The organism is Leucobacter manosquensis, from assembly GCF_018304845.1.
Classification (GTDB): domain Bacteria; phylum Actinomycetota; class Actinomycetes; order Actinomycetales; family Microbacteriaceae; genus Leucobacter; species Leucobacter alluvii.
On the sequence record NZ_JAFEVO010000001.1, the window covers coordinates 1,524,927 to 1,549,822 of the forward strand.

Below are 24,896 nucleotides of genomic sequence, written 5' to 3' on the forward strand. Positions count from 1 at the left end.
AATACGGAGATTTCGGCGCCGAGCACCGAACCTTTCCCGTCCGGCCATCTGCCGTTCATTCGCGAGCGCTCCTATTTCGCGCGCGGGTGCGCCAGCAGGTAGTGCTCGCGGAGGGTATCGGCGGTCACCTGCGTGTAGATCTGCGTCGTCGTCACCGAGGCGTGCCCGAGCAGCTCCTGCACCGTGCGCACATCGGCGCCGCCCGCCAGCAGGTGCGTGGCGAAGGAGTGGCGCAGCGTGTGCGGGGAGACCTCTTGGCTGAGCTCTGCGCGTTCGGCGGCGGCCTTGATCACGAGCCACGCGCTCTGCCGCGAGAGCCGCGCTCCCCGGGGCCCGACGAACAGCGCCGGCGTGCCCGCACCGCGCGCCGCCATCGCGGGGCGTGCGCGCACGAGGTAGGCGGCGAGCGCTCGGCCGGCGTAGCTGCCGTAGGGCACGATCCGCTGCTTCGATCCCTTGCCCGTCACCTGCACGAACCCGCCGGACCCCAGAGCGGTGTCGGGATCCTCCACTGCGTCGGCCGTGCCGGGCGCGGCCAGCAGGTCGTCGACGTCGAGCGCCGTGACCTCGCTCACCCGTGCCCCGCTCGCGTAGAGCAGTTCGAGCAGGGCACGATCTCGCAGGCCCACCGGGTCGTCGCCGCCCGCGGCCTGCAGCAGTGCCTCGATGTCTGCGAGGGGCAGCGCCTTCGGCAATCGCTGGGCGCGCTTCGGTGTGCGCACGCCGCTGCCCGCGTGAGCGTCGAGCAGGCCTTCCTCGAAGAGAAACCGATGCATGCCGCGCACCGTCGAGAGCCGCCGCGTGATCGATGCTGCCGCGAGCGGCGGCCGGATCTCGCCGTCGGGTGTCCCGTGCGGACTCGCAAGGTCGGCCACGTACTCCGACAGGGTCTCCGGGGTCACGCGCGTCAGATCGGGCACGCCTCGCTCGGCGAGCCACGCTCCGTACGCGACGAGGTCGCGTCGATACGCCGAGCGACTGTTCGCGGAGAGTCCGAGCTCGAGCGCAACGTGTCGCAGGTACCGCTCCGCACCTTCTTCCACGCTGAGCGGCATCAGCGCGAACGCTCTCCCCGCACGGCGTCGCGCCCCGTCCAGGGGAGCTCGGGGTCGCGCAGCGGACGCCAACCCCGTGCGCGAGCGGCAGCGGCGGCGAGCACGGCATTCGCGGTGACCGTGTTCTGCACGCGACCGTCGAGCACCGCGTCCACCACGTCGTCGAGCGGCACCCACTGCGGGCGCAGTTCGGCCTCCTCCTCCGAGCGCACGTAGTCGTGCGCAACAGGCGAGAGTCCGCGTGCGAGGAAGACGCGCATCGCCTCTGTGGAGCTGCCGGGCGCCAGGAACAGGTCGAGCAGCAGATGCCAGCTCTCGGCCTGAAGGTCCACCTCCTCGGCCAGCTCGCGTCGGGCTCCCGTGAGGGCGGATTCGCCGGGGACGTCCATGAGTCCGGCTGGAATCTCCCAGAGCCGGTGCCCCGTCGAGTGCCGGTACTGCTTGATGAGGAGCACGCGATCCTCGTCGTCCATGGCCAGCACGGAGACGGCGCCTGTGTGGTCGAGGTACTCCCGCGCCAGTTCGGCTCCCCCGAACGCGACGCGATCGCGCCGCATGTCCCACACCGCTCCGTGCGCGAGCACGGTGCTCTCGCCGACGCGGACATCGTCGGCGCGCTCGTCTGCGAGGGGACCGAACGCGTCGGGCCCTTCGCTCGCGGCCGCGCCGACGGCGTCACTCACCGTTGTCGACCTCGAAGAGCTGCGCGGCGTCCCGGCGATGGATCGCCGCTTCGACAAGCCCGGCGAACAGCGGGTGGGGCGTCCCCGGGCGGGAGCGCAGCTCGGGGTGCGCCTGAGTGGCGATGTAGTACGGGTGCACGTCGGTCGGCAGCTCGACGTATTCGACGAGCGCACCGTCCGGGCTCGTCCCGGAGAACGAGAGACCGGATGCGCCGATCTCGTCGCGGTACCGGTTGCTCACCTCGTAGCGGTGGCGGTGACGCTCCGTGGCCGTCGGCGCCCCGTAGAGCGACGCCGCGAGGGAGCCCTCGGCGAGCGCAGCCTCGTAGAGTCCGAGGCGCATCGTGCCTCCGAGGTCGCCCCCGTCGATGATGTCGACCTGTTCGGCCATCGTCGCGATCACGGGAACCGGCGTCTCGGGATCGAACTCCGTGGACGATGCGCCTTCGAGTCCGGTCACGTTGCGCGCGTACTCGATCACCATGCACTGGAGGCCGAGGCACAGGCCGAGCGTCGGAATGTGGTTCTCGCGGGCGAAGCGCAGTGCCCCGAGCTTGCCCTCGATGCCGCGAATGCCGAAGCCTCCGGGAACGCAGATGCCGTCGACGTCGCCGAGCGCCTCGAGTGCGCCCTCGGGGGTCTGGCAGCTGTCGGAGGGCACCCAGCGGATGTTGACCTTGGTCGAGTGCGCGAACCCGCCAGCGCGCAGCGCCTCGGTGACCGAGAGGTAGGCGTCGGGGAGGTCGATGTACTTGCCGACGAGCGCGAGCGTGACTTCGCCCTTCGGGTGGTGCACGGCGTCGAGCACCGGCTGCCAGCCCGACCAGTCGACGTCGTTCGACCGATCGGAGAGGCCCAGGTTCTCGACGATGATGCTGTCGAGGCTCTGATCGTTGAGCAGCTGCGGCAGATCGTAGATGCTCGGAACGTCGATGGCGTTCACGACGGCTTCCTCGTCGACATCGCACATGAGCGCGATCTTGCGCAGGTTGTCATCGGTGACCGGGCGGTCGCTGCGGAGCACGAGCGCGTCGGGCTGGATTCCGATGGAGCGCAGTGCGGCGACGGAGTGCTGCGTGGGCTTCGTCTTCTGCTCGCCTGAGGCGCCCATGAACGGCACGAGCGAGACGTGCACGAAGAACACGTTCTTGCGGCCGAGCTCGTGCCGCACCTGGCGCGCGGCTTCGAGGAACGGCTGCGATTCGATGTCGCCGACCGTGCCGCCGACCTCAGTGATGATCACGTCGGGCCGCGGCGTCTCGGAGGCCTGCAGCCGCATGCGGCGCTTGATCTCGTTGGTGATGTGCGGGATGACCTGGACCGTATCGCCCAGGTACTCGCCGCGACGCTCCTTGGCGATGACGGTCGAGTAGATCTGACCCGTCGTGACGTTGGCGGCCTGGGAGAGATTGATTCCCAGGAACCGCTCGTAGTGACCGATGTCGAGGTCCGTTTCCGCGCCGTCGTCAGTCACGAAGACTTCGCCGTGCTGGAAGGGGTTCATCGTGCCCGGATCCACATTCAGATATGGATCGAGCTTCTGCATGACGACGTGCAATCCGCGCGCCGTCAACAGATTTCCGAGACTCGCAGCCGTAAGGCCCTTTCCCAGTGAGGAGACGACACCTCCGGTCACGAAGATGTGTTTGGTGATTCCGGCCTGGTCCGCGCTCTGCTCTGTTCCCACGGGCTTCAATCTTATCAGTTCAACTCGGACAAATGGCGACGGATCTAGCGCAGCTCTTGCCGCGGCACCCAGACCTGCTTGACGATCATCAGCACCGCCGCCGTGACGGGGATGGCGATGAGGGCGCCCAGCAGGCCGAGAAGCGTGCCGCCGGCGAGCGCACCGATGACCACGAGGGCCCCCGGCACTGAGACGACGCGGTTCATGACGCGCGGCGTCAGCAGATACGACTCGATCTGCATGTAGATCAGGTAGTAGATCGCGGCGATGATTGCGGTCGTCGGCTCGTCGAACAGCGCGACGATCGTGACCAGCACGGTGGCGACGACCGATCCGATCAGCGGGATGAGGGCGAGGAGGAACACGCCGACAGCGACGAGGCCGGGGAAGGGCACGCCGACGATGGACATCATCACGAATCCGAGCACTGCATTGATGAACGCCAGGATGACCATTCCGTTGACGTACCCGCCGACGGACTTGGTCACCTGCTCGGTGATGTCTATCACCTTCGCGCGGCCCGATCTCGGCACCAGCGAGTAGAAGGCGCGCTTCATCGATTGCAGCGAGGCGAGGAAGTACAGCGACAGAATCAGTACGATGAGCCCGGCGGTCACCCCGTTGGCGATGCCGATGCCGGCTTGCCACACACCGCCGGCGACCTGCGCCCAGTTCTCAGGATTGCTGACGAAATCCTGACCGATCCCGAGCAGCTTGTCGAAATCGATGAATTGACCGAAGCGCTCGTTGAGATCGAGGAACCACGGTTGCCGCATCACGTCTCGGACGAGCCACGGAGCGCTGCGCACCAGCAGGGTGATCTGGTTCGCGATCATCGGGATGATGATGGCGAGCAGCCCCGCGATGATCAGCACGAAGCCGCTGAATACGATGCCGATGCCGATGGGACGCTTCACTCCGCGCCGGTGCAACGCGCGCACCAGCGGATCCAGGCTGAGCGCGACGAACAGCGCAGAGGCGACGTACATGAGGATCGTCGTGACCTGCTCGACCATCCCGCCGAACACCAGTGCCACGAGCACGCCGAGTGTGATGGTGAAGCCGAGCTGGAACGGCCCCCGGATCACGAACTCCCGCGTGTGAGCTTTCGCCCGTTCTTCACGGGCGTCGACCGCGGCCTCACGGGCGTCGCGGTACATCTCACGCGTGTCGGAGTCCATCTGCTCCATGTCGGCGTGCTTCACGTCTGGATGCGAATCCAGATACGCAGCCTTCGTAGCCGCATCGTCGCTGATATCCGGTTTCCTCGGGCCCTGAGCGCCGAACCGGCCGAACAACTTCACCATGTGGGGAGCGTAGCAGTCACCGCGGACATCGCTGCGCCGCGAGCGCGGACGCCGCGCGAGGCCCGCCGAGCTCGCCCGGGCGGGCCTCGGCTTCCGAGCTCGGGCCACCCTGCCCATTGGTCAGCATCCGATGTATAGTCAGTGCATGCTGAACACTACTTCTCGCCTCGACGCCATGTCGCGACTGGGGCGCGCGATGTCGGACCCGTCGCGGGCGCGAATACTGCTGGCACTGCTCGAGTCGCCCGACTATCCCGCTTCGCTCGCAGACTCGTTGGGGCTTTCCCGCACCAACGTGTCGAACCATCTCGCGTGTCTGCGGGGGTGCGGACTCGTCGTCGCAGAACCGGAAGGGCGACGCACCCGTTACGAGATCGCCGATCCCCATCTGACCGCGGCGCTGGCCGAACTCCTGCAGGTCACACTCGCCGTCGACGGCGGCGCACCCTGCGGCGACGCCGCCTGTACCGTCGCGGGATGCTGCGGCGCCGTCGGTGCGGAGACGAGCTCATGACCACCGGCTCCGAAGCGCCGGTGGCCGTCGCAGCGCGACCGGCACCGCCAGCCCCGGCCAGAGCCAGTGTGCTCCGGCGCCGCATCCGCATCGTGGTGGCGTGCACGATCGCGTGGAACATCGTCGAAGCCGTGATCGCGCTCATCGCGGGAGGCATTGCCTCCTCGGCCGCACTCATCGGCTTCGGCCTCGACTCGATCGTCGAGGTGCTCTCGGCTGCGGCGGTGGCGTGGCAGTTCTCGGGGAGCGATCCCGAGCGCCGCGAACGCACCGCCCTGCGCATCATCGCCGTCTCGTTCTTCGCTCTCGCCGCCTACGTGTCGGTCGATGCGGTGCTGTCACTCACCGGTTTCCGCGAGCCCGAGCACTCGACCGTGGGAATCGTGCTCGCAGCGGTCAGCCTCGCCGTGATGCCGGCGCTGAGCTGGTTCGAACGCCGCACCGGCAGAGAGCTCGGTTCGGCATCCGCCGTCGCCGATTCGCGGCAGACCCTGATCTGCAGCTACCTTTCGGCAGCGCTCCTGCTCGGTTTGGTGCTGAACAGCACGCTCGGGTGGGCGTGGGCGGACTCGATCGCCGCCCTGGTCATCGCGGCTCTCGCGGTGCGCGAAGGCGTTCAAGCCTGGCGCGGTGACGCGTGCTGCGCGCACTCAAATTGATTCGCGCAATGCCAGGAGTTCGGCGGCGTGCTCGAGTGCGCTCCCGGAGTCGCTGAGGCCGGAGAGCAGACGCGCCATCTCGGCGAGTCGGGCGTCGCCGTCCAGACGCCGGCAGCTGCTCTCTGTGAACCCACCCGCCGAGTCTTTGACGACCTGCAGATGGTTCGACGCGAAGGCCGCGACCTGCGCCAGGTGCGTCACCACGATGACCTGAGACGTGCGCGCGAGGCGCGCGAGACGCCGACCGATCTCGATCGCTGCGGCACCTCCGACGCCCGCGTCGACCTCGTCGAACACGAAGGTCGGCACCGGATCGACCCCGGCGACGACGACCTCGAGCGCGAGCATCACGCGCGACAGCTCTCCCCCGGAGGCGGTCTTCGCGACCGGCCGGGGGGCCGCGCCGGGATGCGGACTCAGCAGCAGCTGCACGTCGTCGCCCCCTGATCCGCCGAGCGTCGCCGCCGGCGAGACCTCGACGACGAACTCGGCGTCGGGGAGCGCGAGCTGCCGCAGCTCTGCCGTGACGAGCTCTGACAACCGCACGGCCGCCGCTGCCCGCTGCTCTGTCAACCGCGCAGCAAGGTCGCGCTCGCGCTCCGTCTCGGCTTCCAAGCGCTCCGACAGCTCGTCGACCAGGCCGCCGTCGCCGTCGAGCTCCGACAGACGCTCGGCAGCGGTCTCGGCGGTGGCGATCACCGCGGTACTGTCGGCCCCGTAGAGCCGGAAGAGCCCGTTCAGCGCCGCAAGGCGATCGTTCGCGCGCGCGAGCTCGCCGGGGCCTTCCTCGTCGAGATCGCCGGCGTAGGCGGCGAGCTCGGTTGCCGCATCCGCGATCTGGAAGCTGACGCCCCGCAGCGTTTCGAGCACGGCCGCGAGCCGAGGGTCGAACTCGGCGACCCGCTCGAGCTCGCGCACAGCGTCGTCGACCAGTCCGCCAGCGTCTCTCACGAGCGGTTCGTCGGATTCGCTCGCCAACGCCTCGTGCGCGGCCGACGTCGCGGCGCGCAGTGCCTCGACGTTGCTCAGCAGCTCGATGCGGCCGGCGAGCTCGATCTCCTCGCCCGCCTGCGGGTCGACGGCGGCGATCTCCTCCAACTCGGCGCGCAGGCGCTCGGCTTCCGCGGTTCGTTCGTCGCGTGTTTCCGTCAACTCCTGCACGCGCGCGCTCAGCTGCTGACGCTCCTGGTGGCTGACCCGATACTCGGCGAGCGTGCGAGAAAGCTCCTCTCCCCCGAAGCGATCGAGCGTCTCGCGCTGCGCTGCGGTCGATTTCAGGCGCAACTGCTCCGACTGCCCGTGCACCGCGAACAGGCGATCTGCGAGCCTCCCGAGACTTCCCACGGGGGCGCTGGCTCCGCCGACACCCGCGCGACTGCGTCCTTCCGCGCTCACGGTTCGGCTGAGCACGAGCTCATCGTCTTCGATCTCGCCGCCCAGCTCGTCGACGATGTCGGCGACGATCGGATCGGAGGTGCGCACGATGCCGTGCACGCGCGCCTGAGTTGCGCCGGCGCGCACGGCACCGGCGTCACTGCGCTCCCCCATGAGGAGCCCGAGCGCGCTGACGACCATGGTCTTGCCGGCGCCGGTCTCGCCGGTGATGGCCGTGAACCCCGCGCCGAGCGGCACGGTCGAGTCGACGATGACCCCGAGATCCCTGATCCTGAGCTCTTCGATCATGCGACCTCACCTCCGCGACGACTGCCGCGCCATCCTGAGGTCGGCAGGTGGAATTTACGCACCAGTCGATCCGAGAAGACCCCGGCGTTCAACCGAGCGAGCCGCACCGACTGCGCGGATCGGCTGACCGTCACGATGGATCCAGCCGGGAGCTCCGTGCGTCTGCGCCCGTCGCACCACAGGACCCCCGGCCCGATGTTCTCGGGGAGAATGCGCACGCGCAGCTCAGAGTCGGTGCCGGTGACCAGCGGACGGTTGAACAACGCGTGAGCGGCGATCGGAACGATGAGCATCGCCTGCACCGTCGGCCAGACGATCGGTCCGCCCGCGGAGAAGGCATAGGCGGTCGAGCCAGTGGGGGTCGCGAGCACGACGCCGTCGCACGCGAACGTCGAGATCGGCCGACCGTCGACCCCGATCTCGACCTCGAGCATGCGCCGCTGCTTCTCGACGCTGGCCTCGTTGAGCGCCCAGGTGTCTGCGATCAGCCGTCCGTCCAGGCTCGCGCGAACATCGACGGTCAGGCGTTCCTCGACCGTGTAATCGCGCTGCAGCACCCGATCGATGGTCGTCGTGAGATCGAAGCTCTCCATCTCGGCCAAGAATCCGACATGGCCGAGATTCACTCCCACGATGGGGCACTCCGAGCCTCGGAGCAGCTCGGCCGCCCGTAGGATCGTGCCGTCGCCGCCGAGCACGATGGCGGCTTCGAGCTCCGTCACCGCCACGTCCGCGCCGAGCAGTGCGATGCGCTCGACTTCGAGGTGCGGAGAGAAGTCGTCCCGGTCTTGCGCGTCGAGCACGGGAACCACGTCGGCGGCGAGCAGCGCGGTCACGGCTTCGACTGTCGCGGCGACCGCCTCATCGCGATGCGTGTGCGACACGATCAGGATCCGCCGTGGTCCGTCGACCTGCATGCTCATCGCCCTTCGTCCGCTCGTGCTGTATCGATGCTCTGCCGCGCTTCGGGAGCCCCTGTGAGCTCGACGATGCGCGCCTCCCATTCTGTCGGAAGCGCATCTGCAGCGCGCACGAAATACCCGAGGAACTCCCGGTTTCCGTGCGCCCCGATCACCGGCGAAGCTGCGAGGTCGCGCAGTGCGAACCCGTGCTCGGCAGCGGCCTGGAGCACGGTGCGGACCGCGTCGCCCCACTGCGCGGGCGAGGTGACCACGCCGTCTTTCACGCGACCGACTTCGAACTGCGGCTTGATGAGCAGCACGAGCTCAGCTGCAGGTGCCGCGCACGCCGCGATCGCCGGAAAGACGAGCCGGAGCGAGATGAACGACAGATCGGCGACGACCAGCGTCGGGGCGTCGGCGACCCCGGTATCGGCGGCGAGATTGGCCGGCGTGAGTGCTCGCGCATTGCGCCCCTCGACGAGCTTCACGCGATCGTCATCCCGCAGTTGCTGGGCGAGCTGATCGTGGCCGACATCGATCGCCTGCACGATGCGCGCGCCGCGCTCGAGGAGGACCTGCGTGAAGCCGCCCGTCGAGGCTCCGAGATCCAGGGCGACGCGCCCCGAAGGATCGATGGCGAAGGCCTCGAGCGCCGCGAGCAGCTTGTGCGCTGCACGGCCCACGTAGTGGTCGGCCCCGTCCACCGTCACCAGATCGCCCGCGACGACCTTCGCGCCCGGCTTTACGGCGACGGCCCCGTTGACCACGACCTGACCGGCGCCGATGAGTTCTGTCGCACGGCTGCGCGAGCGGGCGAGGCCGAGTAGCGGCACCACCCGATCGAGGCGCTCGGCGGTGCCGCCCCAAGTCGCCTGGAGCTCCGCGCTCACGGTCGCCGCGCCATCCCGCGTCTCATCACGATGCGTCTCCGGCTCGCCGCCCTCAGACGGCGCCATGATCGCCTCGCTGCAACTCGGCGAGCAGTTCGTCGTGCACCTGCTCGAATTTCTGCGCACGGTGCGAGAGCGGCTGGGACTCGATGAGTTCGATCCGGCTGAGCAGGCCGTCGTCGGCCTCGCCCGTGCCGAGGTCGAAGGAGCCGGCCGCCGACGGGAGGCCGCCCTCCGCGGCGCCACCCGCCTCAGGGCTCGTCCGCTCCTCGCGATTCTCGGTTTCGCTCATACGTCAAGACTAGCGAGGACGTCGGACACGCACCCGTGGGCTCAGCGCCAGTGATCCTCGTACAGAATCTCCGGCACCTTCAGCCCGTAGATGGCGAGACCCGAGGCCCAGATGGCCGCGCATCCCGCCCGCAGCAGGTTGATCGCCGAATCGCCTTCGGCGACGACCGACGCGATGTGGCCGTCCATGCGCACCTTCGCCGTGCCCACCTGGACGGTGCCGTCTTTCAGGCGTTCCGTCGTCGGGTACGGCTCGTGGAGTTCGGCGAGCGTCGCCACGATGTAGTCCGGACGCATGTCTTGAGACGCCGCGACGAGCTGCTTCGGTCGATCGACACCGGTCAGCACGTGCAGTGAGGGGATCCCCGCAGCGAGCGCGCCTTTGATATCGGTGTCGAGTCGGTCGCCGATCATCAGCGCATTGCGTGTGCCGAAGCGCGCGAACGCGGCCTCGAAGATCGGTGTCTCGGGCTTCCCCGCGAACACCGGGAGCCGCTGCACCGCCGTATGCACCGCTGAAACGAGTGTTCCATTGCCCGGAGCCAGACCGCGTGCCACCGGGATCGTCCAGTCGGTGTTCGTCGCGATCCACGGGAGCGGATCTCGCCCCGGCTCCTCCGCGAGCGCGAATGCGGCCTCCGCGAGGTGCGCCCATCCGACATCGGGCGCGAAGCCCTGCACGACGGCAGCGGGATCGTCCTCGGCGCTGCGAGTCACCTCGAAGCCCGCTTTCCCGAGCTCGTCGACCAGCCCGTCGCCGCCGACGACCAGCACGCGGGAACCGGTGGCGACCGTCTGTCGGAGCAACGAGACGGCCGCTTGCGGGGACGTGACGATCTCTGCGGCTTCGGTGTCGAGTCCCAGCTCGCGGAGGTGCTCCGCCACCGACGCATCGGTGCGGGAGGCATTGTTCGTCACGTATCCGATGCGTACGGCGCGCGCAGCCCGATTGAGCTGCTCGACCGCGTGCGGGATCGCCTCGGGCCCGCGGTAGATCACCCCGTCGAGATCCGCGAGCAACAGCTCGCGGCCCTCGATCGGGGCTGCGCCGAGCGCAGTGGCACGTTTCCCGAACAGCCCCATCAGTCGCGCTGCTCCGTCCGCTCTTCGGCTTCGTCGCCGACGTCGGTCGGGTCGTCCGACTCGGCGGGCGACTCCGAACCGTCGTCGGGCTCGGACGCCGTGCCGGCGCCAGAATCGAGGCCGGTGATCCCCGCGGCAGCGAGCAACTCGTCCACCTCGTCCTCGATCGACATCTCCGCCTCGGGCAACGCCGCCTCGGGCGCTTCAGATTCGGTCCGCTCGTCTCCGATCTGACCAGCCGGCTCCTCTTCGGCCGGCTCTTCTTCGGCCGGCTCTTCTTCGGCCGGCTCCTCTTCGGCCGGCTCCTCTTCGGCCGGCTCCTCTTCGACCGACTCCACGATCTCGCGATCCGCCTCGATATCGGCATCGGTCTCATCGGAGCGATCCGCATCGTCCGAAGGGTCGGACTCGTCGGCTGCCTCGTCCACGCCTGAGAACTCGCCAATCACTTCTTCGGCCGCCTCGTTCTCGAGCTCGGCGTCACGCTCCTCTTCGATGGCATCCTCATAGACCTCGAAGACCTCGAGCTCGTCGAGCGATCCATGGTGCGCCTGCAGCGCTCGTGCTGCCTGCTCCGCTCGCTCCAACCATTTCGCGGCCTCAGCAGAACGACCGAGATCCTCGAGCACCGCGGAGTATGCGGCGAAGAGATCGGGGCTCCACGAGAACGCCTTCGCCGGGTTCAGCTCAGGAATCTCGAGCTCGAACAGCGCCTGCTGCGTCTGCCCGAGGTCCAGGCGAGCACCCGACATCGCGATCGCGAGGTGCACCCGCTGCTCGGTGTCCAGGCGCGAGGTATCCGCTTCGAGTCCGGTTTCGATCGCCTTATCGGGGCGTCCCAAGCCACGCTCGCAATCGACCATCAGTGCGACGTGGCCATCCAGGCCGCTCAACCGCCGATACGTTCGCAGCTCCCGCAGTGCGAGCGCATAGTCGCCCGTTCGGTAGGCCGTGATCGCCAAGGTTTCGCGAGCTACGGGGATGCGGCCGGCTCGGCGGTTCGCCGAGAGAGCGTGCTGGTGCGCGAGCTCCGCGTCATCGTCGATGAGGAAGGCCACCATGGCGAGGTGACGGGCCACACGCTCCTGCACGTCCGCCTGCAGCGTCTTCAGCTCATTGCGCGCCGACGGGTGCAAGTCCTTCGGCTCGACCTCGTCGGGAAGCACCGGGTCCCGGTGATCGGACCGGACCGGCCGGAGTTCATGCTGCAGGCGCTCGGCCTCGGTGAACACACGCTCGCGACCGCCGCGGTCACTGCGGCCGGCGCCTCGGGTTCCGCCGCGTCCGTACCCGGGGGCCTCATCGCGCTGCGCACGCTCATCGCGTCCGCCGAAATCGCGCCGCGGAGCGCGATCGCTCCGGTCGTCCCGCTGAGGGCGGCGTGCATCACGTTCTCCGAAATCGCGCCGCGGAGCGCGGTCATCGCGCTGCGGACGACGATCTCCGCGGTCCCCGCGGTCGTTGCGATCACCGAAGTCACGGCGGGGCGCACGGTCGTCGCGGTCACCGAACTCGCGGCGCGGTGCGCGATCCCCCCGATCATCGCGCTGCGGGCGACGGTCGTCCCGATTCCCGAAGTCACGGCGAGGAGCACGATCCCCCCGATCGTCGCGGCGGGGTGCCCGATCATCGCGGTTGCCGTACTGCGGCCGCTGCGAACCACGATCGTCACGGTTCCCGTACTGCGGACGCTGACGATCCCCATCGCGCTGCGGGCGGCGATCGTCCCGATCACCGAAATCGCGACGGGGCGCACGGTCGTCACGATTGCCGTACTGCGGACGCTGCCGATCGCCATCACGCTGCGGCCGCTGCGAACCGCGATCATCGCGGTTCCCGAACTGCGGACGCTGCCGATCCCCATCACGCTGCGGGCGGCGATCGTCCCGGTCACCGAAATCGCGGCGGGGCGCACGGTCGTCACGATTGCCGTACTGCGGACGCTGCCGATCGCCATCACGCTGCGGACGCTGCGAACCACGATCATCGCGGTTCCCGTACTGCGGACGCTGCGAACCACGGTCATCGCGGTTGCCGTACTGCGGACGCTGACGATCGCCGTCGCGCTGCGGGCGGCGATCGTCCCGATCACCGAAATCGCGGCGAGGAGTACGATCATCACGATTGCCGTACTGCGGGCGCTGACGATCCCCATCACGCTGGGGCCGCTGCGAACCACGGTCATCGCGGTTCCCGTACTGCGGCCGCTGCGAACCACGATCATCGCGGTTCCCGTACTGCGGACGCTGACGATCCCCATCGCGCTGCGGGCGGCGATCGTCCCGATCACCGAAATCGCGGCGAGGAGCACGATCATCACGATTGCCGTATTGAGGCCGCTGCCGATCGCCATCACGCTGCGGGCGCTGCGAACCCCGATCGTCACGGTTCCCGTACTGCGGGCGCTGACGATCGCCGTCGCGCTGCGGGCGGCGATCACCGGAATCACGGCGACCTTCACCACGCTGATTACGGGGGCCGCGATCCGAGGAGTCGTTCCGATCGGGTCGTTCATTCATAAGGTGCCTCCGAGAATCAGCGCTGTTGAGATGTCTATAAAAAGCGAAAGGGTCGTACAGTGTGTGCCGTCTCTGGCTTACACTGTACGACCCTTTCTGTAAAAGGTGTCCGGCGGTGTCCTACTCTCCCACAAGGTCCCCCTTGCAGTACCATCGGCGCAATCAGTCTTAGCTTCCGGGTTCGGAATGTGACCGGGCGTTTCCCTGACGCTATGGCCGCCGTAACTCTATTCACATATGACCACACCCCACCCCAAACAGGTGGACGTGTGTGGCCGTACGTCTAGAACCACAAAGTGGACGCGAAACAATCGTTACTGAAGATACTCATGCCCTCCCACACTCAAGGGGAGGAAGAAATCAAGTCATCGGCTTATTAGTACCAGTCAGCTCCACACCTTACAGTGCTTCCACATCTGGCCTATCAACCCAGTAATCTACTGGGAGCCTCACCACCACAAGGGTGACGGAGATCTCATCTCGAGGCCGGCTTCCCGCTTAGATGCTTTCAGCGGTTATCCATCCCGAACGTAGCCAACCAGCCATGCCCTTGGCAGAACAACTGGCACACCAGAGGTCCGTCCAACCCGGTCCTCTCGTACTAGGGTCAGATCCTCTCAAATCTCCAACGCGCGCAGAGGATAGGGACCGAACTGTCTCACGACGTTCTAAACCCAGCTCGCGTACCGCTTTAATGGGCGAACAGCCCAACCCTTGGGACCAACTCCAGCCCCAGGATGCGACGAGCCGACATCGAGGTGCCAAACCATGCCGTCGATATGGACTCTTGGGCAAGATCAGCCTGTTATCCCCGAGGTACCTTTTATCCGTTGAGCGACAGCGCTTCCACAAGCCACTGCCGGATCACTAGTCCCGACTTTCGTCCCTGCTCGACCTGTCAGTCTCACAGTCAAGCTCCCTTGTGCACTTACACTCGCCACCTGATTGCCAACCAGGTTGAGGGAACCTTTGGGCGCCTCCGTTACTTTTTGGGAGGCAACCGCCCCAGTTAAACTACCCACCAGGCACTGTCCCAGAACCCGATCAGGGTCCGTAGTTAGATATCCAATATGACCAGAGTGGTATTTCAACAACGACTCCACCCAAACTAGCGTCTGAGCTTCACAGTCTCCCACCTATCCTACACAAGCCACACCGAACACCAATACCAAGCTGTAGTAAAGGTCACGGGGTCTTTCCGTCCTTCTGCGCGTAACGAGCATCTTTACTCGTACTGCAATTTCGCCGAGTTCACGGTGGAGACAGCTGGGAAGTCGTTACGCCATTCGTGCAGGTCGGAACTTACCCGACAAGGAATTTCGCTACCTTAGGATGGTTATAGTTACCACCGCCGTTTACTGGGGCTTAAATTCAAAGCTTCGACCCAAAGGTCTAACCTCTCCTCTTAACCTTCCAGCACCGGGCAGGCGTCAGTCCGTATACATCCACTTGCGTGTTAGCACGGACCTGTGTTTTTAGTAAACAGTCGCTTCCCACTGGTCTCTGCGGCCACCACACCCTTTCCCAAGCAAGTTGGTATAAGTGGATGGCCCCCCTTCTCCCGAAGTTACGGGGGCATTTTGCCGAGTTCCTTCACCATGATTATCTCGATCTCCTGAGTATTCTCTACCTGACCACCTGAGTCGGTTTGGGGTACGGGCAACAGCAAACCTCACGTCGATGCTTTTCTTGGCAGCATAGGATCACCTGCTTCCCCATACGGGTCCGCATCATGTCTCACCCAAAGCCGAAAACTCTTCATAATCGACGGGCTACACATTTACACCGGGACAACCATCGCCCGGCACAGGCTACCTTCCTGCGTCACACCTCACGCTCACCACCCCAGTATCGGGTTCGCAACCTCCACCCGCACATCACCCGAAGGATCCGTAACAGGCTTTGGATAGCTGAGCACTACTGGTTAGGTCTTTGACGGTTTACCGCCGGTACGGGAATATCAACCCGTTGTCCATCGACTACGCCTGTCGGCCTCGCCTTAGGTCCCGACTTACCCAGGGAAGATTAGCTTGACCCTGGAACCCTTGGTCTTCCGGAGGACGGGTTTCTCACCCGTCTTTCGCTACTCATGCCTGCATTCTCACTCGTGTGGCATCCACGACTGGTTCACACCGCCGCTTCACTCGCCACACGACGCTCTCCTACCCATCCATACGGCTGGACCACGAAGGCCTACCTATAAATATGAATGCCACAACTTCGGTGGCGTGCTTGAGCCCCGTTACATTGTCGGCGCGGAATCACTTGACCAGTGAGCTATTACGCACTCTTTCAAGGGTGGCTGCTTCTAAGCCAACCTCCTGGTTGTCACAGCAACTCCACATCCTTTTCCACTTAGCACGCGCTTTGGGACCTTAGTTGGTGATCTGGGTTGTTTCCCTCTCGACTATGAAGCTTATCCCCCACAGTCTCACTGCTGCGCTCTCACTTACCGGCATTCGGAGTTTAGCTGACGTCAGTAACCTTGTAGGGCCCATCGGCCATCCAGTAGCTCTACCTCCGGCAAGAAACACGCAACGCTGCACCTAAATGCATTTCGGAGAGAACCAGCTATCACGAAGTTTGATTGGCCTTTCACCCCTATCCACAGCTCATCCCCTCAGTTTTCAACCTAAGTGGGTTCGGTCCTCCACGACGTCTTACCGTCGCTTCAACCTGGCCATGGATAGATCACTTCGCTTCGGGTCTAGGACATGCGACTGAATCGCCCTATTCAGACTCGCTTTCGCTACGGCTGCCCCTCACGGGTTAACCTCGCCACATATCGCTAACTCGCAGGCTCATTCTTCAAAAGGCACGCCGTCACAGATACAAAGCCTGCTCCGACGGATTGTAAGCAAACGGTTTCAGGTACTATTTCACTCCCCTCCCGGGGTACTTTTCACCTTTCCCTCACGGTACTAGTCCGCTATCGGTCATCTGGAAGTATTTAGGCTTATCAGGTGGTCCTGACAGATTCACACGGGATTTCTCGGGCCCCGTGCTACTTGGGATACACACCACGCGGTAAAACCATTTCGGATACGGGACTCTCACCCACTCCGGTCGCCCATTCCAAGGCGTTCTCCTATAGCTTCACTCTCACGTTCGAAGGTCAGCAGCCCTTCACGGCACGTCCCGCAACCCCGACCATGCAACCCCTGCTAGGTATCACACATGACCGGTTTAGCCTCATCCGGTTTCGCTCGCCACTACTCCCGGAATCACTGTTGTTTTCTCTTCCTGTGGGTACTGAGATGTTTCACTTCCCCACGTTCCCTCTACCCGCCCTATATATTCAGGCGGGAGTCACCAGGTACGCACGCGCCCTGGCGGGGTTTCCCCATTCGGAAATCCTCGAATCATAGCCCGTTTATCGGCTCCCCGAGGCTTATCGCAGATTACTACGTCCTTCTTCGGCTCCAGATGCCAAGGCATCCACCGTTTGCTCTTAGAAACTTGAAATCACATAAGTATTCAGAAACACACACCCACCCAAACCCCCAAAGGGATCCGCCAGGTGTGTGACCAATGAAATTAATTAGTATCAGCAGCACCACACCCGCCCACACCCATCACACCCAAAGGCGATCCAGACACGGAAAGATATGACACTGCAAGATGCTCGCGTCCACTGTGTAGTTCTCAACGTACGGTCGATCCCACCCCCACGAGCAACACGTCTCGTGACAGCAGGTCAAGGAATCAGTCACCCACACCCCTAAAAGGATGCGACCGGCTGGTCTCCCAGGACCCAATAGTATGCACTTTCTGCCCACTCACCACACCCACCCAGGATTTCCAATCACCCCCGCCGAAACGGACATGACGTACTCACACAGGCGAGCCAGCAAGCTTGCTTGTCATATGTTCCACCCATGAGCGGCTCGCAGTGAACGTATGCCACTGATCGAGCCATTCTGCGACACCCCGAAAGGTGTCGAGTGCTCCTTAGAAAGGAGGTGATCCAGCCGCACCTTCCGGTACGGCTACCTTGTTACGACTTAGTCCTAATCACCAGTCCCACCTTCGACAGCTCCCTCCCACAAGGGGTTAGGCCACCGGCTTCGGGTGTTACCGACTTTCATGACTTGACGGGCGGTGTGTACAAGGCCCGGGAACGTATTCACCGCAGCGTTGCTGATCTGCGATTACTAGCGACTCCGACTTCATGGGGTCGAGTTGCAGACCCCAATCCGAACTGAGACCGACTTTTTGGGATTCGCTCCACCTCGCGGTATCGCAGCCCTTTGTATCGGCCATTGTAGCATGCGTGAAGCCCAAGACATAAGGGGCATGATGATTTGACGTCATCCCCACCTTCCTCCGTGTTGACCACGGCAGTATCCCATGAGTTCCCACCATTACGTGCTGGCAACATAGGACGAGGGTTGCGCTCGTTGCCGGACTTAACCGAACATCTCACGACACGAGCTGACGACAACCATGCACCACCTGTTTACGAGTGTCCAAAGAGTCCTGTATCTCTACAGTGTTCTCGTATATGTCAAGCCTTGGTAAGGTTCTTCGCGTTGCATCGAATTAATCCGCATGCTCCGCCGCTTGTGCGGGCCCCCGTCAATTCCTTTGAGTTTTAGCCTTGCGGCCGTACTCCCCAGGCGGGGAACTTAATGCGTTAGCTACGACACAGAACCCGTGGAACAGGCCCTACATCTAGTTCCCAACGTTTACGGCATGGACTACCAGGGTATCTAATCCTGTTCGCTCCCCATGCTTTCGCTCCTCAGCGTCAGTTACGGCCCAGAGATCTGCCTTCGCCATCGGTGTTCCTCCTGATATCTGCGCATTCCACCGCTACACCAGGAATTCCAATCTCCCCTACCGCACTCTAGCTTGCCCGTACCCACTGCAGGCCAGAGGTTGAGCCTCTGGTTTTCACAGCAGACGCGACAAGCCGCCTACGAGCTCTTTACGCCCAATAATTCCGGACAACGCTTGCACCCTACGTATTACCGCGGCTGCTGGCACGTAGTTAGCCGGTGCTTTTTCTGCAGGTACCGTCACTTTCGCTTCTTCCCTACTAAAAGAGGTTTACAACCCGAAGGCCGTCATCCCTCACGCGGCGTTGCTGCATCAGGCTTGCGCCCATTGTGCAATATTCCCCACTGCTGCCTCCCGTAGGAGTCTGGGCCGTGTCTCAGTCCCAGTGTGGCCGGTCACCCTCTCAGGCCGGCTACCCGTCGTCGCCATGGTGAGCCATTACCTCACCATCTAGCTGATAGGCCGCGAGTCCATCCCGAACCAAAATTCTTTCCACCTACACACCATGCGGTGATAGGACATATCCAGTATTAGACGCCGTTTCCAGCGCTTATCCCAGAGTTCGGGGCAGGTTACTCACGTGTTACTCACCCGTTCGCCACTCATCCACCCCCAGCAAGCTGGGAGCTTCAGCGTTCGACTTGCATGTGTTAAGCACGCCGCCAGCGTTCGTCCTGAGCCAGGATCAAACTCTCCGTAAAAAACGATTGCCACACGCCCCGGGGAAAAACCGGAACATGCAACGAGTTCAATCTGGCAACAGAACCATCAATACTGACGATTCTTGTTATCCAAAAAAGGAATCTCCCACACCCAGAAACCTGGATGTCGGGGATTATAAATTAAATTGGCATATGACAATTTAAGTGCACACTATTGAGTTCTCAAAGACCAGACACCACCCGTCACACCCAACCAAGGGAAGCTCCGAACAGCAACCTGTCTAACTTACCACAAGAACGTGGCGAGAAACGCATGTAAATGAGCCGGACCGTTTCAGTCCGGCTGCGTCGCGCTGACAAGGGAATACATTACGGCCCCCGACCCCCGACCAGCAACACCACGCAGCATCCCGGGCGTGTCCCCGCATGAATCCGCCAATTCACCCACACGACACCCCACCGACACCCCAACCGACACCGGGCTGGAATGGGGCAAAAGCTCGCCAAACCCGTCGGAATGCCCGTTTTCCGGGCGCGTCGCGGCCGGCCGGTCGCCCGGCTCGCGCGTTCTCACTCCACGATGGCGAGGGCGCGGATGGGAGAACCGTCGCCCGCGGCGATCCGCAGCGGGATGAGCGACATCTCGACGACCTCGGGCAGCGACGTCAGACGCGCGAGGTTCTCGACGATGACGCCGTCATTCCCCAGCCAGAACTCGTGCACCGGCATACCGGCCTCGGGCGACGCTGCGTCAGTCGGATCGGGGCTGAAGCAGTCGACGCCGAGCACGCGCGCGCCGCGCGCCCAGAGCGTCCGCGCGAGATCCAGCGACACCGACGGGTGGGCGCCCGCTGCCTCTCCCCCGAAGTGCACGTCCCACCCGGTGGCGATGCACACGATCGGCGGCACGTGATCCGGAACCGGATCGGCGAGGCGATCCGCCGTGATCGACTCCCCCGCGGCTGCCGGCGACGGGCCCACACGCAGCACCCGCGCGGGGCCCGTCACCAGTTCGAGCGGGATCTCGTCGACCGTGCGCCCGCCCACGACGGAGTGCGCCGGTGCATCGAGATGCGTGCCGGTGTGCGACCCCATGTCGAGTCGCGCCACCGCCACCCCGTCAGCGCCGACCGTGAGCGCCGGCGCGATCCTCACCTCGGGGTCACCGGGGTACACGGGCATGCCGGTGCTGACCGGGTGGCTCAGGTCGACGACGGCCATGTCAGTCTCCGAGCCGGAGCGCTGCGGTCTCGTCGGCGCCGTCGAGCAGGTGCCCGGTCGGCTGGGAGTCGCGCGGATCGATGAGGCCGAGGCCGGCGCGACGGCCGATCCCGAGCATCAGTCCGAGATAGAGGCCGAAGCTGATGACGAATGCGGGAATGTTCGCGCCGATGGGGCTTGGGGCGACGTACGCCAGCACGTAGGAGAGCGCGGCTCCGATCACCCACACGATCACAGCGATCCAATTGACGCCGCCGCGGTACCAGTAGCGGCTCTCGGGGCGCTCATGCAGGATCTGGCGGGAGTAGCCCCGCCGCTTCAACAGGTAGTAGTCCGCGATCATGATCGCGAATACCGGCACGAAGAAGGCGCTGATGATGAAGAGGAAGTCGGTGAACTGGTTCAGCAGGCCGAGAAATGTCGAGCCGACGATCGAGATGATGCCGAGCACGATGGCCGTCGGGAGGAAGCGGAGGTGCCATCTGGACTGCGCGTTCACCACCGAGGTCACCATTCCGAAGACCACCATCGTATTGGTGGCCATGACGGAGAGGAAGATGGCGATGCCGAGCGGCCAACCGAATTCCGCGACGATCACCGACGGGTCGAACGGCGTCGCTTCGTCGCCGCGCAGGAGCACGGTGCTGAAGGCGACGAGCCCCAGGAACATGGCAATGGTCGTCGACAGCGTGTATCCGATCCCCGAGCCGACGATGCCCGCGGTGCTGCTCTTCGCATGCCGATTCATGTCGGCCGAGAGCACGGTCCAGGAGATCGCCGTCGCGATGACCATGTCGAGCGTGATGAACGGAGTGCCGCCGAGAGACGCGTCCACGGGCAGCGCCGCGAATTCGCCCAGGCTGAAAGCGCTGAAAGCTGCAGTGAATACGAAGCCCATCACGATGAGGATCGCGAGGGCGAGCCAGGGCTCGACGCGCGAAATGCCCGTATGCCCGAAGATCGCCAGCACGACGACGATCGCCTGGCAGAGTGCGGAGAAGAGCATCGGGTTCGAGAAGCCGGTCGCCTCGTGCACGAGGTAGTTCACCGTCACACCGGCGAGCATCGCCTGCACCCAGCTCCAGCCCATCAGGATGATGAGATTCGCGACCGCGGGGAGGATGCTCCCGCGAATGCCGAAGGATCCGCGTGTCAGGGCCATCGTCGGAAGCCCGGTGCGGGTCCCCATGTTGCCGATGAGCACGAGCACGACGACGCCGATGAGCGTGCCGACCACGATCATGGCGCTCGCGGTGCCGAACGACACGGATGGCGTGAAGAGCGTACCGGTCAGGAGGGTGGTGACCACGAGGTTCGCGGCCAGCCAGATCATGCCGATGTGCAGCAAGGACTGGGTGCCGCGCACCGGGCCGGCGGACTCATGCTGGCCGTCGAGGGTGACGGCCATGGTCTCGGGACTGGTCATGATCAGAGCGCCGTATCGATCGCGGCGGCTGCAGCGGACTCGGGCGTTCCCGCTGCGATGGCAGACGGCACCGTGGAGAGATGTTCGTGGATCGCGATGAGCCCGTCGGGCTGAGCGCCGTCGGCGCGGAAGATGATGCTCTCGCGCTCGACGTACGAATCGGGGCCCTCATCGGAGTCGATGCTGGTCGCGACGGTGTGGCTGAACACGGCACCGCCGGGGAACGTCTGCACCAGCCGGTCGGTGGAGGTGCACGAGGTGACGCGCCACCCGGAGGCGACCCAGCCGCCCCAGAGCGCTTCGTACTCGGCACGCGAGTCGAGCCGCGCGGCCTCGGGATGGAAGATGAAGCTCGCGTCGGCCGCGAAGCCGGCGAAGTACGCCTCAGTATCGGTCGCGGCGAACGCCTCGATGATGGCGTCGGCCGCGGCGATGACCGCTGCCTGGTCCGGGGTGTGCATGGGTGCCTCCATTGGCGTGACTGACTGGGTGGAGCAGGCGGGGCGCGTCACGGCGACCCGCCCCGCCTGCTGGGGAGCGGATGTGGGATCAGCCGCGCGCTGCCATGGCGCTCACGAGTTCGTAGACGACGTGGCTCGCGGCCACCGCGGTGATCTGCGCGTGGTCGTACGCCGGGGCGACCTCGACGACGTCGGCGCCGACGATGTGGAGGTCGGCGAGCCCGCGGATGAGACGGAGCATCTCGCGGCTGGTGAGTCCGCCGGCCTCGGGCGTGCCGGTGCCCGGGGCGTGAGCCGGATCCAGCACGTCGATGTCGATGGAGATGTAGAGCGGCTTGTCGCCGACGCGCTCGCGAATCTTCTCGAGCGTCGCGGGAATGCCGTGCTCTTCGACGAACTCGCTGGTGACGATCTGGAAGCCGAGCTTCACGTCGTCTTCGAGGTCGCTCTTGCCGTAGAGCGGCCCGCGGGTGCCGCCGTGCATGGAGGCGGTGAGGTCGATGAGACCCTCCTCGGACGCCCGGCGGAAGGGGGTGCCGTGCGTGGTGGGAGCGCCGAAATAGGTATCCCAGGTGTCGAGATGCGCATCGAAGTGCAGCACGGCGACGGGGCCGTGCTTCTTGTTGATCGCGCGCAGCAGGGGCAGTGCGATGGTGTGGTCGCCGCCGATGGTGACGATCTTGTCCACGCGCTCGCCGAGCTCGGTCGCCGCCTCTTCGACCTGACGCACGGCCTCATCAAGGCTGAACGGGTTCGCCACGATGTCACCGGCGTCGACCACCTGCTTGACGTTGAACGGCGAGACGTCTTGCGCAGGGTTGTACGGACGGAGCAGGCGCGACGCTTCGCGCACGTGCGACGGGCCGAAACGCGCGCCCGGGCGGAAGCTCACGCCCGAGTCGAAGGGCACGCCCACGACGGCGATGTCGGCGGACGGAACGTCTTCGATGCGGGGCAGCTTCGCGAACGTGGCGATGCCTGCGTACCGGGGGGTCTGGCTCGCGTCGACGGGGCCCTGAGGCGTGTGAGAGGTCACGATGCGACTCGTCCTTCCAAAGTTGCGTATAAGTAAACAAGTGAGTTCTATGGGTGAACTCGCATTCACTATAGGCTGGAGTTCGCAGAGAGGTCAACGGGAAGGCGGCACCGCATGCGACCGATCCACCCGACCGCAGCGGTCGAGGCGATTCGCATCGGCGCCAAGCTCCGATCGTCCCGTCTCGCCCAGGGCCTCACCCTCGAACAGCTCGCGCGGGCCACCGGCCTCACCAAGGGGTTCATCAGCCGCGTCGAGCGCGACGACACCATGCCGAGTGTGCCAACCCTCGTGCAGCTCTGCCAAGCGCTCTCGATGCCGATCGGCAACCTCTTCGAAGAGCCCGAGCTGCAGCTCATTCCGCTCGACACCGCACCCGCCATCAACATGGGCGGCACCGGTGCCGACGAGCGCCTCGTCACGCCGCGCTCGGAGGACCGCGTCCAGGTGCTGCGATCCACCCTCGCGCCCGAGGCGAGCGGGGGCGACCAGCTCTACACCGTCAACTGCAGCCTCGAGTCGCTGCACGTCATCTCTGGCGACCTCGAGATCACGTTCGCCGATCGCCAGGTCGCGCTGCAGGCCGGGGACACGCTGACCTTTCCCGGTCGCGCGCCGCACACCTGGAGCGCCGGATCCGCTGGCGCCGAAGCCGTATGGGTACTCGTGCCGGCCGCCTGGAGCGGCTCCGCCTGATCCGTTCGGGCGAGTTCCGGCGGATCCTCGGCGGCTGCCCCGCGCCCCGCGCTCCCGCGGCCCGCGCCCCCGCGCCGAAAGCGCGATTCAGCACCTTCCCAAGTGGGGAACGGTGCCGAATCGCGCTTTCGAGCAGTCGAGCAGTCGCAGCGAGCAGTCGAGCAGTCGCAGCGAGCAGGGGCGAAGCGAGCAGTCGCGGCGGCGAGTCGCCCGGCCCGGCTACTCCCCGAAGAGGATCACGCTGCGCGTGCGCTCCCCGCGCCGCATGGCGTCGAAGGCTTCGTTGACCTCGTCGAGTCCGACGCGCGCGCTGATGAGGTCGTCGATCGGCAGCGCACCGGAGAGGTAGGCTCCGGCCACGCGCGGGAAGTCGCGCGCGGGAACGAGTCCGCCGTAGTTCGAGCCGATGATCGTCTTCCCCTCATACGCGAGCAGCAGACCGTCGATCTCGACGCTCTGCCCTTCCGGCGGCAGGCCGACGAATACGGCGCGGCCGCCGGGCCGGATCAGTTCCGGCAGTTGCTGCATCGTCTGCACGCGGCCGATCGCCTCGAAGGCCACGTCGGCCCCGCCACCCGTGGCTTCGCGCACCTGCTCTGCGAGATCGTCGCCGCTCAGCACGGTGCGTGTCGCCCCGGCTCGCGTGGCCTCGGCGAGCTTTGCCTCCGACACGTCGACCGCCACGATCGGGTTGGCTCCCGCGAGACGCAGCGCCGAGATGATGGACAGCCCCACGCCGCCGGCGCCCACGACCACCGCGGACTCACCCGCGACCACGCGGGCGTTGTTGGCCACAGCGCCGTAGCCGGTGCCGACCGAGCATCCGATCAGGCTGGCCACGTCGAACGGCACGCGCTCGTCGATCTTGATCGCCGCGAACTCCGGCACGACGATCGCCTCGGCCATGGCACCGGTCGCCAGGTACGGGTAGGCCGCGGCGCCGTCGGATCCGTCGCTCCACCGGGTCGTGCCGTCGGGCAGCAGCGAGTCGTTCGATTTGGCCCGCGTGCACGCCCAGGGCTTGCCCCCCGCGCATTCCCCGCACCGCTGGCAGGCCTGGTGCCACGCGATGACCACGTGGTCTCCGATCTCGAGCCCGCGCACTCCGGCGCCCACGGCTTCCACGACTCCGGCGGCCTCGTGCCCCATGACTGCCGGCAGCGGCACCTGCCATTCGCCGTCGAGCACGTGCCGATCGGATCCGCAGACGCCGGCCGCGCGCACCGTGACGCGCACCTCGCCGTGCTCGGGACCCGCCAGGGTCATCGTCTCGACCGACAGCCGGTCACCCTCGGTGCCGCGGTAGACGGCGGCGCGCACCTGCTTCAGCTCAGTCATC

19 protein-coding genes and 3 rRNA genes are annotated in these 24,896 nt (G+C 65.4%); 4 read left to right on the forward strand and 18 right to left on the reverse strand.

Annotated elements, in window-relative coordinates; all coding sequences use genetic code 11:
* Window positions 1-71: 71 nt before the first annotated feature.
* From JSQ98_RS07080 to JSQ98_RS07095, 4 genes are read right to left on the reverse strand one after another with little or no spacing between them, the layout of a single operon-like run.
* Window positions 72-1,055: a site-specific tyrosine recombinase XerD gene (locus JSQ98_RS07080; protein WP_090151286.1), complete on the reverse strand. Its 984-nt coding sequence runs from the start codon at window positions 1,053-1,055 to the stop codon at window positions 72-74.
* Window positions 1,055-1,738, reverse strand: a complete 684-nt coding sequence (locus JSQ98_RS07085; protein WP_090151290.1) for an NUDIX domain-containing protein — start codon at window positions 1,736-1,738, stop codon at window positions 1,055-1,057. Before JSQ98_RS07085 ends, JSQ98_RS07080 begins: the two co-directional genes overlap by 1 nt.
* Window positions 1,731-3,425 carry a CTP synthase gene (gene pyrG / locus JSQ98_RS07090; protein ID WP_090151293.1) on the reverse strand — a complete coding sequence of 565 codons (1,695 nt, stop codon included), beginning with the start codon at window positions 3,423-3,425 and terminating at the stop codon, window positions 1,731-1,733. The genes JSQ98_RS07085 and pyrG overlap by 8 nt, the downstream gene beginning before the upstream one ends.
* 44 nt (window positions 3,426-3,469) lie before the next feature.
* Entirely contained in the window at window positions 3,470-4,732 is a 1,263-nt protein-coding gene (locus JSQ98_RS07095; protein ID WP_211648979.1) for an AI-2E family transporter, read from the reverse strand.
* A 145-nt stretch (window positions 4,733-4,877) separates the two neighbouring features.
* Between JSQ98_RS07095 and cmtR the strand changes: the two genes are divergently transcribed.
* Together cmtR and JSQ98_RS07105 are read left to right on the forward strand one after the other, a co-directional pair.
* Window positions 4,878-5,246 carry a Cd(II)/Pb(II)-sensing metalloregulatory transcriptional regulator CmtR gene (cmtR, locus tag JSQ98_RS07100; RefSeq protein ID WP_090151299.1) on the forward strand — a complete coding sequence of 123 codons (369 nt, stop codon included), beginning with the start codon at window positions 4,878-4,880 and terminating at the stop codon, window positions 5,244-5,246.
* Window positions 5,243-5,905 (forward strand): cation efflux transmembrane domain-containing protein, encoded by a 663-nt coding sequence (locus tag JSQ98_RS07105; RefSeq protein ID WP_211648980.1) that lies wholly within the window; start codon window positions 5,243-5,245, stop codon window positions 5,903-5,905. Before cmtR ends, JSQ98_RS07105 begins: the two co-directional genes overlap by 4 nt.
* On the opposite strand, the gene recN is transcribed toward JSQ98_RS07105, so the two are convergent.
* Genes recN through JSQ98_RS07135 form a run of 6 tightly spaced genes read right to left on the reverse strand, consistent with a single transcriptional unit; the run spans window position 5,897 to window position 11,986 of the window.
* The gene (gene recN / locus JSQ98_RS07110) at window positions 5,897-7,588 is read right to left on the reverse strand and encodes a DNA repair protein RecN (RefSeq protein ID WP_211648981.1); all 1,692 of its coding nucleotides are present in this window, start codon (window positions 7,586-7,588) and stop codon (window positions 5,897-5,899) included. The genes JSQ98_RS07105 and recN overlap by 9 nt on opposite strands.
* On the reverse strand, window positions 7,585-8,511 hold the full coding sequence (locus JSQ98_RS07115; RefSeq protein WP_211648982.1) for an NAD kinase: 927 nt from the start codon (window positions 8,509-8,511) through the stop codon (window positions 7,585-7,587). The genes recN and JSQ98_RS07115 overlap by 4 nt, the downstream gene beginning before the upstream one ends.
* On the reverse strand, window positions 8,508-9,446 hold the full coding sequence (locus JSQ98_RS07120) for a TlyA family RNA methyltransferase (protein ID WP_211648983.1): 939 nt from the start codon (window positions 9,444-9,446) through the stop codon (window positions 8,508-8,510). The genes JSQ98_RS07115 and JSQ98_RS07120 overlap by 4 nt, the downstream gene beginning before the upstream one ends.
* Window positions 9,433-9,672 carry a hypothetical protein gene (locus JSQ98_RS07125; RefSeq protein WP_211650564.1) on the reverse strand — a complete coding sequence of 80 codons (240 nt, stop codon included), beginning with the start codon at window positions 9,670-9,672 and terminating at the stop codon, window positions 9,433-9,435. Before JSQ98_RS07125 ends, JSQ98_RS07120 begins: the two co-directional genes overlap by 14 nt.
* A 41-nt stretch (window positions 9,673-9,713) precedes the next feature.
* On the reverse strand, window positions 9,714-10,754 hold the full coding sequence (locus tag JSQ98_RS07130) for an HAD-IIA family hydrolase (protein WP_211648984.1): 1,041 nt from the start codon (window positions 10,752-10,754) through the stop codon (window positions 9,714-9,716).
* Entirely contained in the window at window positions 10,754-11,986 is a 1,233-nt protein-coding gene (locus tag JSQ98_RS07135; protein ID WP_346728736.1) for a tetratricopeptide repeat protein, read from the reverse strand. The genes JSQ98_RS07130 and JSQ98_RS07135 overlap by 1 nt, the downstream gene beginning before the upstream one ends.
* On the opposite strand from JSQ98_RS07135, the gene JSQ98_RS07140 reads away from it, so the two are divergent.
* Window positions 11,957-13,375 carry a hypothetical protein gene (locus tag JSQ98_RS07140; RefSeq protein ID WP_211648985.1) on the forward strand — a complete coding sequence of 473 codons (1,419 nt, stop codon included), beginning with the start codon at window positions 11,957-11,959 and terminating at the stop codon, window positions 13,373-13,375. The two genes, JSQ98_RS07135 and JSQ98_RS07140, sit on opposite strands and share 30 nt — an antisense overlap.
* Before the next feature lie 5 nt (window positions 13,376-13,380).
* Here JSQ98_RS07140 and rrf read toward each other — a convergent pair.
* From rrf to speB, 7 genes are all read right to left on the reverse strand, one after another.
* Window positions 13,381-13,497: ribosomal RNA gene (rrf, locus tag JSQ98_RS07145) — 5S ribosomal RNA — on the reverse strand.
* Between the two features lie 132 nt (window positions 13,498-13,629).
* Window positions 13,630-16,738: ribosomal RNA gene (locus JSQ98_RS07150) — 23S ribosomal RNA — on the reverse strand.
* Window positions 16,739-17,228: 490 nt separating this feature from the next.
* A 16S ribosomal RNA gene (locus tag JSQ98_RS07155) occupies window positions 17,229-18,756 on the reverse strand.
* Together the 16S, 23S and 5S rRNA genes form the textbook arrangement of a ribosomal RNA operon.
* Window positions 18,757-19,287: 531 nt before the next feature.
* Window positions 19,288-19,938 carry a cyclase family protein gene (locus JSQ98_RS07160; RefSeq protein ID WP_211648986.1) on the reverse strand — a complete coding sequence of 217 codons (651 nt, stop codon included), beginning with the start codon at window positions 19,936-19,938 and terminating at the stop codon, window positions 19,288-19,290.
* 1 nt (window position 19,939) lies between these two features.
* A complete protein-coding gene (locus JSQ98_RS07165) occupies window positions 19,940-21,364 on the reverse strand; it encodes a purine-cytosine permease family protein (RefSeq protein WP_211648988.1) in 1,425 nt (474 codons plus the stop codon).
* Between the two features lie 2 nt (window positions 21,365-21,366).
* Window positions 21,367-21,825 carry a nuclear transport factor 2 family protein gene (locus JSQ98_RS07170; protein ID WP_200332570.1) on the reverse strand — a complete coding sequence of 153 codons (459 nt, stop codon included), beginning with the start codon at window positions 21,823-21,825 and terminating at the stop codon, window positions 21,367-21,369.
* A gap of 88 nt (window positions 21,826-21,913) precedes the next feature.
* Window positions 21,914-22,861, reverse strand: a complete 948-nt coding sequence (speB, locus tag JSQ98_RS07175; protein ID WP_090151492.1) for an agmatinase — start codon at window positions 22,859-22,861, stop codon at window positions 21,914-21,916.
* Window positions 22,862-22,975: 114 nt separating this feature from the next.
* Here speB and JSQ98_RS07180 point away from each other — a divergent pair, with 114 nt between their 5' ends.
* Window positions 22,976-23,557: a helix-turn-helix domain-containing protein gene (locus JSQ98_RS07180; protein ID WP_090151495.1), complete on the forward strand. Its 582-nt coding sequence runs from the start codon at window positions 22,976-22,978 to the stop codon at window positions 23,555-23,557.
* A 219-nt stretch (window positions 23,558-23,776) separates the two neighbouring features.
* Here the strand turns inward: JSQ98_RS07180 and JSQ98_RS07185 are convergent, their stop codons facing one another.
* The gene (locus JSQ98_RS07185; RefSeq protein WP_211648990.1) at window positions 23,777-24,895 is read right to left on the reverse strand and encodes a zinc-binding dehydrogenase; all 1,119 of its coding nucleotides are present in this window, start codon (window positions 24,893-24,895) and stop codon (window positions 23,777-23,779) included.
* Window position 24,896: the final 1 nt, after the last annotated feature.